The organism is Burkholderia guangdongensis (assembly GCF_013403875.1).
GTDB lineage: Bacteria > Pseudomonadota > Gammaproteobacteria > Burkholderiales > Burkholderiaceae > Burkholderia > Burkholderia guangdongensis.
Genome location: NZ_JACBNX010000029.1, coordinates 24,988 through 41,509 on the forward strand (window position 1 = coordinate 24,988; position 16,522 = coordinate 41,509).

At 65.5% G+C, this 16,522-nt stretch carries 18 protein-coding genes; 11 read left to right on the forward strand and 7 right to left on the reverse strand.

Annotated features, from left to right (window positions below):
- Nucleotides 1-73 precede the first annotated feature (73 nt).
- The 5 genes from HZI36_RS23935 to HZI36_RS23955 all read right to left on the reverse strand — a co-directional run bounded on the left by HZI36_RS23935 (nucleotide 74) and on the right by HZI36_RS23955 (nucleotide 4,025).
- A complete protein-coding gene (locus tag HZI36_RS23935) occupies nucleotides 74-322 on the reverse strand; it encodes a hypothetical protein (protein WP_179405155.1) in 249 nt (82 codons plus the stop codon).
- Between the two features lie 71 nt (nucleotides 323-393).
- Complete coding sequence (locus HZI36_RS23940) at nucleotides 394-1,026, reverse strand: malonic semialdehyde reductase (protein WP_179405156.1); 633 nt, start codon at nucleotides 1,024-1,026, stop codon at nucleotides 394-396.
- Between the two features lie 231 nt (nucleotides 1,027-1,257).
- Entirely contained in the window at nucleotides 1,258-2,181 is a 924-nt protein-coding gene (locus HZI36_RS23945) for a recombination-associated protein RdgC (RefSeq protein ID WP_179405181.1), read from the reverse strand.
- Between the two features lie 105 nt (nucleotides 2,182-2,286).
- Nucleotides 2,287-3,414 (reverse strand): aminotransferase class V-fold PLP-dependent enzyme, encoded by a 1,128-nt coding sequence (locus HZI36_RS23950; RefSeq protein ID WP_179405157.1) that lies wholly within the window; start codon nucleotides 3,412-3,414, stop codon nucleotides 2,287-2,289.
- Nucleotides 3,415-3,575: 161 nt separating this feature from the next.
- Entirely contained in the window at nucleotides 3,576-4,025 is a 450-nt protein-coding gene (locus tag HZI36_RS23955; protein ID WP_179405158.1) for an SET domain-containing protein, read from the reverse strand.
- A gap of 287 nt (nucleotides 4,026-4,312) precedes the next feature.
- Between HZI36_RS23955 and HZI36_RS23960 the strand changes: the two genes are divergently transcribed.
- The 4 genes from HZI36_RS23960 (at nucleotide 4,313) to HZI36_RS23975 (ending at nucleotide 8,046) form a co-directional block, all read left to right on the forward strand.
- Nucleotides 4,313-5,158 (forward strand): TauD/TfdA dioxygenase family protein, encoded by an 846-nt coding sequence (locus tag HZI36_RS23960; protein ID WP_179405159.1) that lies wholly within the window; start codon nucleotides 4,313-4,315, stop codon nucleotides 5,156-5,158.
- Between the two features lie 92 nt (nucleotides 5,159-5,250).
- Complete coding sequence (locus HZI36_RS23965; RefSeq protein WP_179405160.1) at nucleotides 5,251-6,315, forward strand: beta-keto acid cleavage family enzyme; 1,065 nt, start codon at nucleotides 5,251-5,253, stop codon at nucleotides 6,313-6,315.
- Nucleotides 6,316-6,356: 41 nt separating this feature from the next.
- Nucleotides 6,357-7,292 carry a 3,5-dioxohexanoate:acetyl-CoA acetone transferase gene (gene kce, locus HZI36_RS23970; protein ID WP_179405161.1) on the forward strand — a complete coding sequence of 312 codons (936 nt, stop codon included), beginning with the start codon at nucleotides 6,357-6,359 and terminating at the stop codon, nucleotides 7,290-7,292.
- A 7-nt stretch (nucleotides 7,293-7,299) separates the two neighbouring features.
- A complete protein-coding gene (locus HZI36_RS23975) occupies nucleotides 7,300-8,046 on the forward strand; it encodes an SDR family NAD(P)-dependent oxidoreductase (protein WP_179405162.1) in 747 nt (248 codons plus the stop codon).
- 25 nt (nucleotides 8,047-8,071) lie between these two features.
- On the opposite strand, the gene HZI36_RS23980 is transcribed toward HZI36_RS23975, so the two are convergent.
- Both HZI36_RS23980 and HZI36_RS23985 read right to left on the reverse strand, forming a co-directional pair.
- Nucleotides 8,072-9,085, reverse strand: coding sequence for an AraC family transcriptional regulator (locus tag HZI36_RS23980; RefSeq protein WP_179405163.1), 1,014 nt, complete (start codon nucleotides 9,083-9,085; stop codon nucleotides 8,072-8,074).
- A gap of 3 nt (nucleotides 9,086-9,088) precedes the next feature.
- Nucleotides 9,089-10,081 carry an AraC family transcriptional regulator gene (locus HZI36_RS23985; RefSeq protein ID WP_179405164.1) on the reverse strand — a complete coding sequence of 331 codons (993 nt, stop codon included), beginning with the start codon at nucleotides 10,079-10,081 and terminating at the stop codon, nucleotides 9,089-9,091.
- Between the two features lie 149 nt (nucleotides 10,082-10,230).
- Here HZI36_RS23985 and HZI36_RS23990 point away from each other — a divergent pair, with 149 nt between their 5' ends.
- The 7 genes from HZI36_RS23990 to HZI36_RS24020 all read left to right on the forward strand — a co-directional run bounded on the left by HZI36_RS23990 (nucleotide 10,231) and on the right by HZI36_RS24020 (nucleotide 16,451).
- Nucleotides 10,231-11,079, forward strand: a complete 849-nt coding sequence (locus HZI36_RS23990) for a TauD/TfdA dioxygenase family protein (protein WP_179405165.1) — start codon at nucleotides 10,231-10,233, stop codon at nucleotides 11,077-11,079.
- A gap of 33 nt (nucleotides 11,080-11,112) precedes the next feature.
- The gene (locus HZI36_RS23995; protein ID WP_179405166.1) at nucleotides 11,113-12,171 is read left to right on the forward strand and encodes a beta-keto acid cleavage family enzyme; all 1,059 of its coding nucleotides are present in this window, start codon (nucleotides 11,113-11,115) and stop codon (nucleotides 12,169-12,171) included.
- Nucleotides 12,172-12,173: 2 nt separating this feature from the next.
- Nucleotides 12,174-12,740: an RBBP9/YdeN family alpha/beta hydrolase gene (locus HZI36_RS24000; RefSeq protein ID WP_179405167.1), complete on the forward strand. Its 567-nt coding sequence runs from the start codon at nucleotides 12,174-12,176 to the stop codon at nucleotides 12,738-12,740.
- Between the two features lie 13 nt (nucleotides 12,741-12,753).
- Nucleotides 12,754-13,725: a quinone oxidoreductase family protein gene (locus tag HZI36_RS24005; protein WP_179405168.1), complete on the forward strand. Its 972-nt coding sequence runs from the start codon at nucleotides 12,754-12,756 to the stop codon at nucleotides 13,723-13,725.
- 91 nt (nucleotides 13,726-13,816) lie between these two features.
- The gene (locus tag HZI36_RS24010; protein ID WP_246327203.1) at nucleotides 13,817-15,145 is read left to right on the forward strand and encodes an MFS transporter; all 1,329 of its coding nucleotides are present in this window, start codon (nucleotides 13,817-13,819) and stop codon (nucleotides 15,143-15,145) included.
- Between the two features lie 221 nt (nucleotides 15,146-15,366).
- Nucleotides 15,367-15,531: a hypothetical protein gene (locus HZI36_RS24015; protein ID WP_179405169.1), complete on the forward strand. Its 165-nt coding sequence runs from the start codon at nucleotides 15,367-15,369 to the stop codon at nucleotides 15,529-15,531.
- Between the two features lie 131 nt (nucleotides 15,532-15,662).
- Nucleotides 15,663-16,451 (forward strand): substrate-binding domain-containing protein, encoded by a 789-nt coding sequence (locus HZI36_RS24020; protein WP_179405170.1) that lies wholly within the window; start codon nucleotides 15,663-15,665, stop codon nucleotides 16,449-16,451.
- Nucleotides 16,452-16,522 lie beyond the last annotated feature (71 nt).

The following is a 16,522-nucleotide window of genomic DNA, read 5'->3' on the forward strand; positions in this document are numbered from 1 at the left end:
ATCGTCCGGGCACTCCGTCGGCACCGCGCCACATTCGCGGGTCTTCGAATTGCGCAGTATGTGGAGCGGATGCTCAGCGCGTGTCAGGACGGTAATACTCCGGCGCGCGGAAGACGATGACCGAATCGGGATTGCCGTACGGTTCGATACGGTCGCGGCCGTCGGCGAGCGTGGTCAGCGCGGCAGTCACGGCACGATGTTCCACAAGGCGATCCGCGATGGGCTCATCGATCCCGCACGTTCGGTGCAAATCGGCAACGATGCGCCGCACCCGCAAGCCGCACTCGAGTGGATCAACACTATCGAACGTCCCGAGGTGCATGCGGCCATCACCAACGAGGTGTTCTACCCCAATGCCGATGCGGCCGCGCGCAAGTTCATGCGCCCCGAGAGTCAGAGCAGTTTGCAGGCCTCGTCAAAATCCAGGCGCGGGCTGCGCGGGAACAGCGCTGCCGGATCACCATAGCCCAGATTGCAGAGGAAATTCGACTTGATGTGGCTGTCGGGAAAGTACTCCTGCTGGAAGGCACCCTCCGGCGCGCTCGCAGGGAAAAATTCATGGTCGACTTTTGCGTTGTCGAACCCGGACATCGGCCCGCAATCGAGACCGAGCGAGCGGGCAGCCAGGATGAAATAAGCCCCTTGTAGCGAGCTATTGCGCCGTGCCGTGACTTCGGCCAGCTCCGGTGTGTCGGCGAACCAGGCTCGCGCATCTGCGTGCGGGAAGAGTTTGGGCAGCTTGTCGTAGAACTTGCCGTCATAAGCGATGACGGCAGTGACCGGTGCGCTCATCGTCTTGTCGATATTGCCTGGCGCCAGTGCCGGCAGAAGTCGTTGCTTCGCTTCCTGAGTGCGCAGGAACAGGATACGTGCGGGGCTGCAGTTTGCGCTCGTTGGACACCACTTCATCAGATCGTAGAGTGCGCGCAACGTGTCATCACTGACCGGCTGGGGCAGCCAGCCGTTGTGGGTACGAGCCTGACGGAACAGCAGATCCATCCCTTCGTCATTCAATCGCTTGTCCATATTTGCCTCTCAACGAAAACGGACGTTGCAAGTTGTCTTCCAGCATCAACAACCACGAACGCCTGGAGGGCGGTATGCCGTCCAGGCGTTTCGTGAACATCGCGCAGCTGGTCATCGATGATCCGAGCACAGCCCCGTTTGGATGTTATAGACGTACCCGGCAGCGTTCATGGACAAATTTTCGCGGGCGAGTACCGGCGACGCTCCGCGAACCAGCCCAACCGGCAGCGTTCAGGCCGCCACCGCCTGACGACTCGCGTCCTGCTGATCCCCGCCCAGGATATCGACAAGATCCGTCAACATCCGCGCCAACTCACCCGTCATCAGCGTGACGTCCGAGTCGAAGCGTTCATCGTCGTTCTGCGCGGTGGGATCCGCCGCCTCCTTGATCACGTCGAGCGGCGTCACACGCTTGATCGTCAGCGATGGCGTCAGCACGAAGGAGATCCGGTCGTTCCAGGTCATCGCGAGGCGCATGCATTGTTTGCCGGCTTCGATGTGCCGGCGCATGTCGTTCGCTTCCAGCGCGTGGCCGACGTATCGCACCGTGGCGCCGCCCTCGCCGCTCGAGCGCAACTCGGCGTCCTGGTCCACGGTGAATCCGCCCGGCGCCTCGCCGGACAGCAGCCAGTCCGTCATCGCGGCGACCGGTGAATGCGCGACGTGAACGCCGGCGAGCGGCAACTGATCGATCGATTTCACGAGCAGGCCGCGAACGTCGTCGGCCAGCGCCTGCGCAGCCGCATCGATGACGAGCCAGCCGTTCGCCGTATCGATCCACACGCGCGTATCGCGGCGAATGGTGAACGCGCGCGGCAGCAGTTCGTCGGTCACCTGCTCCTTGAGCTCGCGCAGCTGTTTTCGCCCCAGCTTGAAGCCCTGCTGCTCCTCGACTTCAAGCGCCCGGGCCTTGGTCACCTGATTGACGACCGACGCCGGGAGCAGCTTCTTTTCGGCGCGAAACATCAGCAGCATCTGCCGGTTGATCGAATACACGAGCGCGCCGTCGTCGCGCGGCGACGCCCATCCGACGCGCTGCATCTCGACGCTGCTGCCCGGCTGAAACGCATGGGGCGCCAGCCATTTTTCCATCTGATCGGGAGTCACGGCCCAAGGTGCCGGAAGACGGTGAAGCTGAAGATTTTTGAACCACATGGGAGTACGGGCAAAGCGCGTCATTCTATATGACGGTGACGCGGCCCGGCCGAGACCGGGCGTTCAGGGGGCGCAGTTGGAGCTCACGTGCTCCGGAAAAGCGATCTACAGAATGCTGTCCAACGCGTTGGCGAGCCTCGCGACCGCGCCGTCGACGTCATGCAGTTTGTCCAGGCCGAACAATCCGACGCGGAAGGTCTTGAAATCTTCCGGCTCGTCGCATTGCAGCGGTACGCCGGGCGCGATCTGCAAGCCGGCATCGGCGAACTTCTTGCCGGATCGTATGCCGTCATCGTCCGTGTAGCTGACCACGACGCCCGGCGCCTGAAAACCGTCGGCCGCCACGCTTTTGAAACCCTTGCCAGCCAGGAGCGAGCGAACGCGCTTGCCGAGGTCGAGCTGCTCCGCCCTCACCTTGTCGAAGCCGTATGCGTCGGTTTCCTTCATCACGTCGCGCAGCGTCGCAAGACTGTCCGTGGGCATCGTGGCATGGTACGCGAACCCGCCGCTCTCGTAGGCTTCCATGATCTGCAGCCATTTGCGAAGATCGCACGCGAAGCTGGTGCTGGTCGTTGCATCGATTCTTTCACGGGCGAGCGGGCTGAGCATGACCAGCGCGCAGCACGGTGATGCGCTCCATCCCTTTTGCGGCGCGCTGATCAGCACGTCGACGCCGCTGGCCTGCATGTCGACCCAGACCGTGCCCGACGCGATGCAATCCAGCACGAACACGCCGCCGACCGCATGCACGGCGTCGGACACCGCGCGCAAATAGGCATCGGGCAGCATCATCCCGGATGCGGTTTCGACATGCGGCGCAAAGACCAGATCCGGCTTGTTTTCCCGGATCGCGGCGACCACCTCTTCGATCGGCGCCGGCGCATAGGCGGCCTGCCTGCCTGGTTCGACCGGACGCGCCTTCAGCACCATCGATTCGGACGGAATGCTGCCCATGTCGAAAATCTGCGACCAGCGGAAACTGAACCAGCCATTGCGGATGACCAGACACTTCTTGTTCGTCGCGAACTGCCGGGCAACGGCTTCCATGCCGAACGTCCCGCTGCCCGGAACGACGACGGCCGACTTCGCGTTGTAGACTTTTTTCAGGACGTCGGAGATATCGCGCATGACGCCTTGAAAGCGCTGCGACATATGATTGATCGATCGGTCGGTGTACACCACCGAATATTCGAGGAGTCCCTCGCGGTCGACATCGGGAAGTAAACCTGGCACGCTCGCCTCCGGTAAGAGATGAACCACAGAATCAGCGCGAACAGTATTTGCGTTTTTGGTACCGCTGCACCCATGCAAATATGCTTTTTGCGTCGACGACAGCAGATTCTAACGAAAGCCGCCTGCAAGTTGGCGCACATTTTCGTTTGTCATCTGGCGTGTCATGTTCGCTCTGCCGTGCCCCCCAGCATGGTGCCACGGCAGGCGGGCCCACCACACCGGCAGCGGTAAGCCGCCCGATCGTCGTCGGTCGCGCTCTCTTCGACCTCCAGCGCGTAGTCGATGAACAGTTCATCTCCGATTCGAATGTCGCGCGCGGCATGGATGAACACGCGCCCGTCGATCTCGACGGTTTCGCAGTTCGGCGCGCACGCATGATTCAGCCACCGGGCGCTGTTGCCGCCACGCGCTCCGTCGATGACCCGGCCGTCCGACAGGCCGAAGAGAAAGGTGTGCGATTCATCGCTGCGCGACTCGTACCGTCGAACCGCTTTGCGCCATGTCGTCACTTCGCCTTTGTATTCGAAGATACATTCGCCGACCTGGAGCTGTCGCACCGCAAAAACGCCCCGCCCGTGCACGCTTGATCGCCGGACTACTACACGTCGCATGTTTGCCGCCATTCGAGAAGAAACTAAAACGTCCGGTTTCGTTGATCAGGGAAGGCGCGGGTTCCGAAGCGCGCACGACTCAATATGCTCGAAGCTGACCGCGCTTGTCCAGCGGCGACGTCGGCTGCAAACGCGCGGGTCGGCGCTTTCGTGTCACCGGCTACGTGGTCAGGTTTTTCGCGCCAGTTTGGCGATGTCCCAATTTCGCAAGTCAATGTCCCGAATTCGCAAACCGCGTGCCGACCCAAAGTTTCAAACTTGCGGCAAATCATAGCGGAGACACGGCGATGAAAGTCCGGCAACTCACCCCATCCATTGGCGCTGAACTCAGCGAAATCCACCTGGGCGAAGTCTCGCGCGATCCGGCGCAGTTCGCGCAAGTCAAGGATCTGCTCCTGAAACATCGCGTGCTGTTCTTCCGCGGGCAGGACATCACCCGCGCCGAGCACGTGGCGTTCGCGCGCTGCTTCGGCCCGCTGGAAGATCACCCGGTGGTCGGCAGCGACCCCGACCACCCCGGGCTGGTGCGCATCTACCGCAGCGACAACCCGCACAGCTACGAGAACACCTACCACTGCGACGGCCTGTGGCGGCCCAACCCCGCCATGGGCGCGGTGCTGCGCTGCATCGAATGCCCCGAGATCGGCGGCGACACCATCTGGGTGAACATGGTGAAGGCGTATGAGGAACTGCCGGACTACATCAAGACGCAGATCGCCCCGCTGCGCGCCAAGGCCAGCATCGAGCACAGCTTCGGCGCGGTGATGACGCCCGAGGCGCGCGCCAAGCTGGTGGCCGAGCACCCCGCCGCCGAGCACCCCGTGGTGCGCACCCACCCCGAGACGGGCGAGAAGGTGCTGTTCGTGGGCGCGGGCTTCACCTCGCACTTCGTGAACTGGAGCACGCCCGAGAACGTGCGCCACGGCATCGACAAGTCGCCCGGCGCATCGCTGCTGCTGAACTATCTGACGAGCCGCGCGAGCATCCCCGAATACCAGGTGCGCTGGTCGTGGAAGCCGGGCGACGTCGTGGTCTGGGACAACCGCAGCACGCAGCACTACGCGTGCAACGACTACTTCCCCGCGCCGCGCAAGATGGAGCGCGCCGGGATCGTGGGCGACATTCCCTATTGATCAAGAACCCTGGCTGCCGGCGCTTGCCGGACAAGCGCCGGCAGCCGATTTCATTCAGATCGTCCCCCAATCTTCCGCACTGGAACACCACCATGAACTTCCTCGACGGCCACCTGTTCCCCGAAAACCAGCAGCCCCTGATCATCACCGCCGCGCCGTACGCGCCGGGCTGGCTGCCGTCCGATTTCCCCGAAGACATTCCGGTCACCATGGAAGAGCAAGTCCAGAAAGCGGTGGACTGCTACAACGCCGGCGCCACCGTGCTGCACCTGCACGTGCGCGAGCTCGACGGCAAGGGCAGCAAGCGCCTGTCCAAGTTCAACGAGCTGATCGCCGGCGTGCGCAAGGCCGTACCGGAAATGATCATCCAGGTGGGCGGCTCGATCAGCTTCGCGCCCGAGACGGAAGGCGCGGCGGCCAAATGGCTCTCCGACGACACGCGTCACATGCTGGCCGAGCTGGAGCCCGTGCCCGACCAGGTGACGGTGACGGTCAACACCTCGCAGATGAACGTGACCGAGCAGGCCGAGGATGCGGACTTCAAGGGCACGTCGCGCGAAATTCCCGCGATCTTCAACGCCTACAAGGAAATGACCGTGCCCTCGCAGCCCGGCTGGGTGGAGGAGCACATCCGCCGCCTGAACAAGGCGGGCATCCAGAGCGCGTTCCAGTGCTACAACATCAACAGCTTCGAATCGGTGGAGCGGCTGATGCGCAAGGGTGTCTACAAGGGCCCGCTGGTGATGAACTGGGTGGCGATCGGCGGCGGCATGGACGCGCCCAGCCTCTACAGCCTGGCCAACTTCATCCGCGCGGTGCCGGACGGGGCCGTGGTCACCGTGGAAAGCAACGTGCGCAACGTGCTGCCCGTGAACATGTGGGGCATCGCCGCCGGCCTGCACGTGCGCTGCGGCACGGAGGACTGCCTGTGGAACCAGAAGCGCTCGGCCAAGGCCAGCACGGTGTCGCAGATCGAACAACTGGTGCGCATCTCGGAGGAATTCGGCCGCCCGATCGCCACCGCGAAAGAGGCGCGCGAGATCAGCCAGATCGGCGTGTTCTACGACACGGTGGAAGAGTCGCTCGCCGCCAACGGCTTCGCGCCCAACCGCAACGGGGGCAATCAGGGCTACCTGCGCAAGGTCTTCACAGCGTGAGATGACGCCGCTCCCCGAGCCAACGGACAGGAGACCTTGCCATGGCAGCCCCCCAGAACAAAGTCATCGTGACCTGCGCGGTCACCGGCGCGATCCACACGCCGACCATGTCGCCGTATCTGCCCATCACGGCGGACGAGATCGCCAAGGCGTCGATCGCGGCGGCGCAAGCGGGCGCGGCCATCGTTCACCTGCACGCGCGCAAGCCCGAGAACGGCCAGCCGTCGCAGGACCCTGAGCTGTTCCGCGCGTTCCTGCCGGCGATTGCCGCGCAGTCGGACGTGGTGATCAACCTCACCACGGGCGGCGCGCCGAACATGCTGGTGGAGGAGCGGCTGCAACCGGCGCTGCAACTCAAGCCCGAGGTGGCATCGCTGAACATGGGGTCGATGAACTTCGGCCTGTACCCGATGCTCGAGCGCTACAAGGAGTTCCAGCACGCGTGGGAGCGCCCGTACCTCGAAGGCTCCGAAGACCGGGTGTTCCGCAACACGTTCAAGGAAATCCGCTACATCCTCGAATCGTGCGCGGACAACGGCACCCGTTTCGAGATCGAGTGCTACGACACGAGCCACCTGTACACGGCGGCGCATTTCATCGACCGGGGCATCCTCAAGCCGCCGTTCTTCATCCAGACCGTATTCGGCCTGCTCGGCGGCATCGGCACGCACCCCGACGACGTCATGCACATGCGCCGCACGGCGGAGCGCCTGTTCGGCCAGGACTACTACTGGTCGGTGCTGGGCGCGGGGCGTAGCCAGATTCCGATTGCGTCGATGGCCGCCGCGATGGGCGGCAACGTGCGCGTGGGGCTGGAGGATTCGCTGTGGGACGGGCCTGGCAAGCTGGCTACCGACAACGCGCAGCAAGTGAAGCGCATCGTCTCCGTGCTCGAGTCGCTGAACCTTCAGGTCGCCACGCCCGATGAAGCGCGTGCGATGTTGCAACTCAAAGGCCGCCAGGCCGTCTCGTTCTGAGGTAGCCATGAAGACATCCGTCGTATTGATCACGGGCGCGACCGCGGGCATTGGCCGCGCCGCCGCGCTGGCCTTCGGCCGCGAAGGCGCCCGGCTGGTGTGCTCGGGCCGCAATGCCGCCGCGGGGGCCGAGCTGGTGGCCCGGTTGAAAGCATTGGGCGCGCAAGCCGAGTTCGTGCGCGCCGAGGTCAGCGATGAAGCGCAGGTACGCGAGCTGGTGGACTTCGCCGTATCGCGCTTCGGTCAGCTCGACATCGCCGTGAACAGCGCGGGCACGGAAGGCCAGCCTGGCCCCATCACCGAGCAGACGGTCGAGTCCTACACCGCCACCTTCGACGCCAACGTGCTCGGCACCCTGGTGTGCATGAAGCACCAGTTGCGCGTGATGAAGGCGCAAAAGCGCGGCGTGATCGTCAACCTCTCGTCCACCATGGGCAGCCGGGGCAACCCGATGAACCCGCTGTACGTGGCGAGCAAGCACGCGGTGGAGGGATTGACCAAATCCGGCGCGCTGGAAGCCGCGCCGTTCAACGTGCGCGTGAATGCGGTGGCCCCCGGCCCCATTGCCACCGAGATGCTGGACCGCATTGCGGGCGGCGCGGAAAAGATCGGCGCCGTGGCCGCCACCATCCCGATGGGCCGCGTGGGCACGCCGGAAGAAGTGGCCGACGCGATCGTGTTCATCGCGTCCGAACGGGCCAGCTACATCAGCGGGCAAATCCTGCAACTCAATGGCGGCAAGACCGCCATGTGAGGGCGTCAGGCGGCGTTCGCCCTGGTCAGCCAGTCGCCTGCTTGCGCCACTCCGTCACGCTGCACCCAAAATGCGCACGAAACCAATGACTGAACCCGCTGAGCGCGGAAAAGCCGAGCAGATGCGCCACTTCGGCGGCGGGCATGTTGCTGCCGCGCAGATGACGCATGGCGATCTCGCGGCGCACTTCATCGAGCAGCGCGCTGAAGGTCAGCCCCTCGGTCGCCAGGTGGCGGTGCAGCGTGCGCCGGTCCACGCGCAGGTGCCGGGCCACCGTGTCCGCCGTGCAACGCCCACCGGGCAACAGGGCCAGGATGACTTCGCGGCAGGTTTCGCTGGCGCGGCTGCCGCGCTGCTGGAGCGCGGATTCCAGGTAGTCGCGCGCAAAGCGCGCCAGTTCGGGGACGGGCGTGCCACGCGGCCGCAGCAGGTCTGCCGCCGCGCAGACGATACCGTTGAACGGCTGGTCGAACGCCACATGGCGGCCAAAGAAGGCCTGGTGCGCCGCGATGTCCCGCGGCGGCGCGTGCGTGAAGCACACCTTGCGCGGCCGCCAGCCGGGGTTGATCAGTTCCGTGAGGATGCGGAACATCACGCCCACCGCCAGTTCCATCGACTGGCGCGTGGGCCGGCCCTCGCTGAACAGCAGGTCTTCACGGATGACGGTGCTGTCCCCGTCGTCCTCGACGCGGGTGAGCAGCGAAGCGTGGAGCAGCTTGCGGTATCGGCACAACGCATCCAGCGCCTCGCGCGGCGTGGCGGCCTCGCGCAACACCAGGCTGATGGGACCCAGGTTCGACAGGGAACGGCGCGCCGCCAGCCGCAGCGCGAAGTCCTCCGCGCCGGTAGCCTGCGCGGCCAGGTTCAGCGCCTCGCGCACGGCATCGCTGGAGATCAGCGTTTCCGGGTCCTGCAGCAGCCGTGCCGAAAGGCCCGCCTTGCGCAGCAACGGCCGCGGGTCGACGCCCAGCGTCTTGACCAGATCGACATAGCCGTTCAGGCTGGCGCCGCGGATCAGACGATCCAGATCCCTTGCCATCGCCTACGCCTTGCGGTTGCGCCACGCCTGCGGCGCGCAACCGAACTGCGCGCTGAACCAGCGCGTGAAGGCGCTGTGGCTCGCGTAGCCCAGCATGGTCGCAATCTGGCCCATGCCGTAGTGCGGGTTGGCCAGGTAACGCTGGACAAGGTCGTGCCGTACCTCGTCGAGCAGCATGGTGAACGACAGCCCCTCGGCATCCAGCGCGCGCTGCAGCGTGCGCATGCTGCGGCCCAGCCCTTGCGCCACGCCCACGCAGGTGGCGCGGCCCGACGGCAGCAGCAGGTAGATGGCGCGGCGCACCTGCTGGCCCGTGCTGGCGTCGCGGGCGCTGACCTGGGCGTCCACCAGCGTCTGCGCGTAGCGGGCGAGCGCGGGGTCGGCCAGCGGGTTGGGTTCGTTCAGATCGGCCGCCTTGCAAAGGATGCCGTTGAATTCCGCGTCGAACGCCAGGCGGCAGGCGAACAGTCTTTTGTGCACGGCCAGATCGCGCGGGGCCGAATGGGAAAAGCACACGCATTGCGGCCGCCAGCGCTCGTGCAGCAGCGCCGCGCACATGCGATAGAGCACGCCGATGGCGAGATCGACGGACTGCCGCATGGGCCCCGCGGCCACGATGTCTTCGCGCAGGATGACCACGCTCTCCGCGTCTTCCATCTGGATCGCGAGCGATTCGTTGAGCACATGCGCGTAGGCAATCAGCGTGGCCAACACATCGCGCAGCGTGGGCTGGTGCAGCAGCAGCAGGCTCACCACGCCAAAGTGCGAAAGCTGGCGCGACTCGGCCATGCGCAGGCCCAGCGTGTCGCACTGAACGGCTTCGGCCGCGTCTTCGATGAGCTGCGCCGCCACGGCGGCGTCAATGAGTTGATCCGGCTCGCGCACGAGCGCAGGCCGCAGCCCGGCGCGGCGCAGGGCTTTGTCCGCGTCGCCGCCCAGCGCGTGCATGACTTCGGCAAAGCCGGTCAATGCCGCCGCGCGCACCAAAGTCACCATTTGCGACACCTCTGAGGGAAAACCCAAACTGGCACAAAGAGTATAACCGGTGGCATGAAATGCAAAGCGAGGAAACACCTGTATTTCTAGAATGGCGCCTATTGGATGGACAACAGATCCACACCCGGCACCAATAAAGGAGACAAGCAATGCGTGTTGAACAACTCACCTGCGCCATTGGTGCCGAAATCACCGGCGTGAACCTGGCCGACGCGGCGCGCGACGATGCGCTGTTTGCCGAAGTCCGCGCCGCCTTGCTGAAGCACAAGGTCGTGTTTCTGCGCAACCAGGACATCGCCCGCGCCGACCACGTGGCCTTCGCCCGCCGCTTCGGCGATCTCGAAGACCACCCGGTGGTCGGCAGCGATCCGGAAAACCCCGGCCTGGTGCGCATCTACAAGTCGCCCGACTCGCCCAACGACCGCTACGAAAACGGCTGGCACGCCGACACCACGTGGCGCGAAATCCCGCAAATGGGCGCCGTGCTGCGCTGCATCGAATGCCCGCCCGTGGGTGGCGACACCATGTGGGCCAACATGGTGCTGGCCTATGAAAAGCTGCCCCAGCACGTGAAGGACCTGATCGCCCCGCTGCGGGCCCGCCACAGCATCGAAGCCACCTTCGGCGCGGTGATGCCGATCGAAAAGCGCCTGGCGCTCAAGGCCCAGTTCCCCGACGCCGAGCACCCCGTCGTGCGCACCCACCCCGAGACGGGCGAGAAGGTGCTGTTCGTGTGCGGTTTCACCACGCACTTCACCAACTACCACAACCCCGGCAACGTGCGCGTGGGGCAGGACTTCACGCGCGGCGGCTCCGACCTGCTCCAGTACCTGATCAGCCAGGCCGCCATCCCCGAATACCAGGTGCGCTGGCGCTGGAAGCAAGGCGACATTGCGATCTGGGACAACCGCGCGACGCAGCACTACGCGGTGATGGACTACCCGCCCTGCCACCGAAAGATGGAACGCGCCGGCATCATCGGCACCAAGCCGTACTGAGTTTCACGCATCCCCACATCACGGAGATACCTCATGAACTTCCTCGACGGGCACCTGTTCCCCGAAAACCAGCAGCCTCTGATCATTACGGCCGCCCCCTACGCGCCGTCGTATGTGCCGTCGGACTTCCCCGAGGACATCGCCGTCACGATGGAGGAGCAGATCCAGAAGGCCGTCGATTGCTACAACGCCGGCGCGACCGTGCTGCACCTGCACGTGCGCGAGCTGGACGGCAAGGGCAGCAAGCGGCTGTCCAAGTTCAACGAGCTGATCGCCGGCGTGCGCGCGCGCGTGCCGGACATGATCATCCAGGTCGGCGGCTCGATCAGCTTCGCACCGGAATCCGAGGGCGCGGCGGCCAAGTGGCTCTCCGACGACACGCGCCACATGCTGGCCGAGCTGGATCCGAAGCCCGACCAGGTAACCGTGACGATCAACACGTCGCAGATGAACTTCCTCGAGCAGTTCGACTACCGGGACTGGAAAGGCAGTTCGCTGGAAGACCCGGTGGTGCACAATGCTTACAAGGAGATGACGGTGCCCGCGCAGCCGGGCTGGGCCGAGGAGCACATTCGTCGCCTGACGGCCGCCGGCATCCAGAGCGAGTTCCAGTGCTACAACCAGAACAGCCTTGAATCGGTGGAGCGGCTGATGCGCCGCGGCATCTACAAAGGCCCGCTGGTGCTGAACTGGGTGGCGATCGGCGGCGGCATGGATTCGCCCAACATCTACACGCTGGCCAACTTCGTGCGCGGCGTGCCCGACGGCGCGGTGCTGACGGTGGAAAGCTCGGTGCTCAACGTGCTGCCGATCAACATGATGGGCATCGCGATGGGCCTGCACGTGCGCACCGGCACCGAGGACAACCTGTGGAACCAGTCGCGTACCGCGAAGTTCAGCACGGTCGAGCAGATCGAGCAGCTGGTGCGCATCTCGCGCGAGTTCGGCCGTCCGATCGCCACCGCGAAACAGGCGCGCGAGATCTGCAGGATCGGCGTGTTCTACGACACGGTCGAAGAAACCCTGGCCGCCAACGGCTTCGCGCCCAACGCGCCCGGCCGCCAACAGGGCTTCCTGCGCAAGGTATCCTGAACATGTCCACCGCCACGCCCACCATCCTCATCGTCCCCGGCCTGCGCGACCACGTGGAGTCGCACTGGCAGACCCTGCTGGCCCCGCAACTGCCGCGCGTGCGCACCGTGCCCCCGATGGGGCGCACCCGTGAAGGGCTGGACTGCGCGGCGCGGGTGGAAGCCATCGAGCGCGAAGCCCAGGCCATCGACGGCCCGATCGTGATCGTGGCGCACAGCGGCGGCTGCGTGATGCTCGCGCACTGGGCGCAGCGCACGCGCCGCGCCGTGAAGGGCGCGCTGCTCGCCGCGCCGCCGGAATTCGAGCGCCCGATGCCCGACGGCTACCCGACACTGGATGATCTGCGGGACGGCGGCTGGTTCCCCGTGCCGCTGCAACCCCTGCCGTTCCCCAGCATCGTGGCCGCGAGCCGCAACGACCCGCTGGCGCGCTACGAGCAGGTGGAACACATGGCGCGCTGCTGGGGCAGCCGCCTGGTGGACCTCGGCAACGTAGGCCACCTCAACCCCGCGTCCGGCTATGGCGAATGGCCACGCGCGCATGAGTTCATTACCGAGCTGTCGGCTTAAAGGAGACACGATCATGGTCAAGGCAATACGTTTTTACGAAACCGGCGGCCCGGAAGTGCTGAAGCTCGAAAACGTCGAGGTGGGCGAGCCCGGCCCCGGCGAAGCGCGCGTGCGCCACAGCTTCATTGCGCTGAACTTCATCGACACCTATTTCCGCACCGGGCGCTATCCGCTGGATCTGCCCAACGGGCTGGGCTCCGATGCGGTGGGCGTGGTCGAGGCCGTCGGGCCGGACGTCGACTACCTGAAGCCGGGCGACCGCGTCGGCTACCTGATCGGCCCGCAGGGCGCGTACTCCGAAGCGCGCGTGATGCCGGCCGCCGTGCTGATCCCGCTGCCCGACGGCATCAGCGACCGCACCGCCGCCACGCTGATGATGAAAGGCATGACGGCTCAGTACCTGTTCCGCCAGGTCTACCCGCTGAACGGCGGCGAAACCATCCTGTACCACGCGGCCGCCGGCGGCGTGGGCCTGATCGCCTGCCAGTGGGCGCGCGCGCTCGGGGTGACCATGATCGGCACCGTGAGCACCGACGAAAAAGCCGCCCTCGCCAAAGCCAACGGCTGCACGCACACCATCGTCACGTCGCGCGAAAACATCGTCGACCGCGTGAAGGAGCTGACGGATGGCAAAGGGGTGAAGGTGGTCTACGACTCGGTGGGCAAGGACACGCTGATGGATTCGCTGAACTGCCTGCAACCGCGCGGCCACTTCGTGAGCAACGGCACGTCGTCCGGCTCGGTGGTCGTCGATTCGCAACTGCTCGCGGCCAAGGGCTCCATCTGGATGACGCGGCCCGCGATGATCCACTACATCCACCCGCGCCCGCACATGCTAGACATGGCCAAGGAGCTGTTCGACCACGTGCTGGCCGGCCACATCGTGAGCGAGCCGCAGCAGGAGTTCGCGCTCGAAGACGCGGCCAACGCGCACCGTGCGCTCGAAGGGCGCAAGACGGTCGGCTCCACCATCCTCGTGCCGTAATCCAATGCCCCCCCTCTGCCGCCGGCGGAAAGCCGGCGGCAGAGGGCGCCATGCAAGCAACACCCAAAACATTCCCACAACGGAGACAACCATGGCAATGGGCTTGAGCGCGGCCGCCCCTCAGCGGGCACATCCCGACCACTACCTCTTTGGCTCGCGCCACGCGTGGTTCGCATTCGCGATGACCGTGGCGCTGATGCTGTTCGACTACATCGACCGGCAGGTCATCGTCTCGCTATTCCCGCACCTGAAGCTGGAATGGGGCCTGTCGGACAAGCAGCTCGGCGCGCTGGTGTCCGTCGTGTCCATCACCGTGGCCATCGGCGCCCTGCCCATTGCACTGCTGGCCGACCGGGGCAGCCGCGTCAAAAGCATCTTCGTGATGGCCATGGCGTGGAGCCTGTCCTGCATCTCGTGCATGTTCACGCGCAGCTATGGTCCGTTGCTCACCGCGCGCGCCGTGGTGGGCGTGGGCGAGGCGGGCTACGGCTCGGTGGGTTCGGCCCTGCTCGCCAGCCACTTCCCGGAGCGCATGCGCTCCACGATGATGGCGGCGTTTTTCGCGGCGGGCTCGTTCGGTTCGGTGCTCGGCGTGATGCTGGGCGGCATCATCGCCGCGCACTGGGGCTGGCGCGCCGCGTTTGGCGTGGTGGGCGTACCCGGGCTGGTGTTCGCGGTGCTCTACCTCTTCGTGCGCGACTACCGCACGGTGGCGCTCCCTCCCCGGCTCGACCGGGCCACGCAGAGCCTGGGCAGCACGACCCGCTCCGTCGTGAGCGCGTTGACCCGTGCGCCCACCATGCTGTGGGTGTGCCTGGGCACCTCCGCCCAGGTCATCGTGCTGTCCACAGTGTGGGCCTGGCTGCCGAGCTACCTGAACCGCACGCACGGCCTGCCGCCGGCAAAAGCCGCCGTCAGCGCCGCGCTGGTGGTGCTGTGCGGCGCGGTGGGCGCGATGCTGTGGGGGGCGGTCGTGGATCGCGCAGGCCGCCGCCAGCCACGCAACAAGCTGTTCACGCTGGCCGCGCTGTGCCTGCTCTCCATGGCCATGCTCATGCCCGCGCTCGGCAGCCCCGGCCTGGCCCTGGCGCCCGGCCTGCAACTGGCCTGGATCGCCGTGGGCGGCCTGCTGATGACCTGCACCGCCGGCCCGTCGGTGGCCCTGGTGATCGACGTGGTGCACCCCGGCCTCCGCTCCACGGGCTGCGCGGTGCTGGCCTTCTTTCAGAACATGTTCGGCCTGGCGGCGGGGCCGTTCATCGCCGGCGCGCTGTCCGACCGGTGGACGCTGCCCGTGGCCATGGTGATCATGCCCTCGTTCTCGATCCTGGCCGCGCTGTGCTATTTGCTCGCGACGCGTACCTATGAGCGGGATGCGAAGCGCATCCGGGAGCAACTGGCCACCGAAGCGCACGCCTGACGAGCGATCGACGCTCGAGCCTGATGAGTGGGTAACGCACTGCCGTTACTCGCGCCGCGTGCAAGCGCCGTTCCAGCGCGGCGCGTCGATCGTTGGTCGAATCGCAACGATGCATTCCGTCGGGCCCCATTGATGCGCGAAACCGCGGCGCTACACTGAAAGTACGGTTTCGCCGGTTCCGCCGCATCAGGAATCGGCCTCGGTCAATGTCGGAGCACCACATGGACATCCTCGACATCGCACGCCAATCGGGTTTGACGGTCACGCTGGAAGCGAGGATCGGCACCCAGGAATACAACTCGGTGCACGGCTCGGTCGACGCGCTCGAGCGGTTCGTCGAATTGGTCGCGACGTCGCTGGAGCACGATCCGCGGCGGCAGGATTGACGCGACGCATCTCGCTATATACAGCGAGACACAACGGGATAAAATGGGCGAAATCGAGGTTCTTGTTCAGCCGACCACCGAAAAACGCCCAATCCATGCCGCTTCGACACATCCTCCCGCTCGTTTTCTGCATGACCGCGGACGCCGCCTCCGCGCAGCAGGCGCCCGCCACGCCCCCTCTCACGATCTACGCGGCAGGCAGCATGAGTGGCGCGCTGGCCGCCATCACGCATCAGTACACGCTCGAGTCCGGCCAGAAAATCGATCTCGTGACCGGACCGGCCGGCCTGTTGCTGGACAAGATCGAACATTCCGCCACGCCGGACATTTTCATTTCCGCGAATATGGCGCATCCGCAGCGGCTCACCGCCGAAGGAAAGGCTTCGCCCACCGTCGTCTTCGCCAGAAATCGGCTGTGCGTTCAGGCGCGCCCGGACGTCGGCCTCACGACGGACAATCTGCTCGATAAACTGCTCGATCCGAACATCAAGATCGGCACGTCGACACCCAAGGCGGACCCGGGGGGCGATTACGCGTGGGCGATGTTCGCCCGAGCCGACGCGGTTCATCCCGGCGCGGCGCGGATGCTGGAAACGAAAGCGCAGCAGGTGGTCGGCGGCCCGGTGGCACCTCAGGTTCCACCCGGTCAGAATCCGGTGAAATACCTGCTCGCAACCCGGCGCATCGACGTCTTCGTCGGCTATTGCAGCTCTCACGATACGACGCCCGATCCGGCGCTGACGCAGGTCGAACTCCCTGCGAACCTCGGCATCTCCGCCGACTACGGGATGACGGTCCTGGAATCGCCGCAGACCCTCGCCACGCGCGGCTCCGCTTATCGACTCGCGCTGTATCTGATGAGCCCGCAAGCGCAGGACGTGCTGGCACGCTACGGTTTCACGCCCGTCACGCGTCGATAGTCGGTCAGTAGTCGGTCTGTAGTCGACCTGTAGTCGGCCGATAGTCGATCAGTAACCGGCCACTAGCCGGC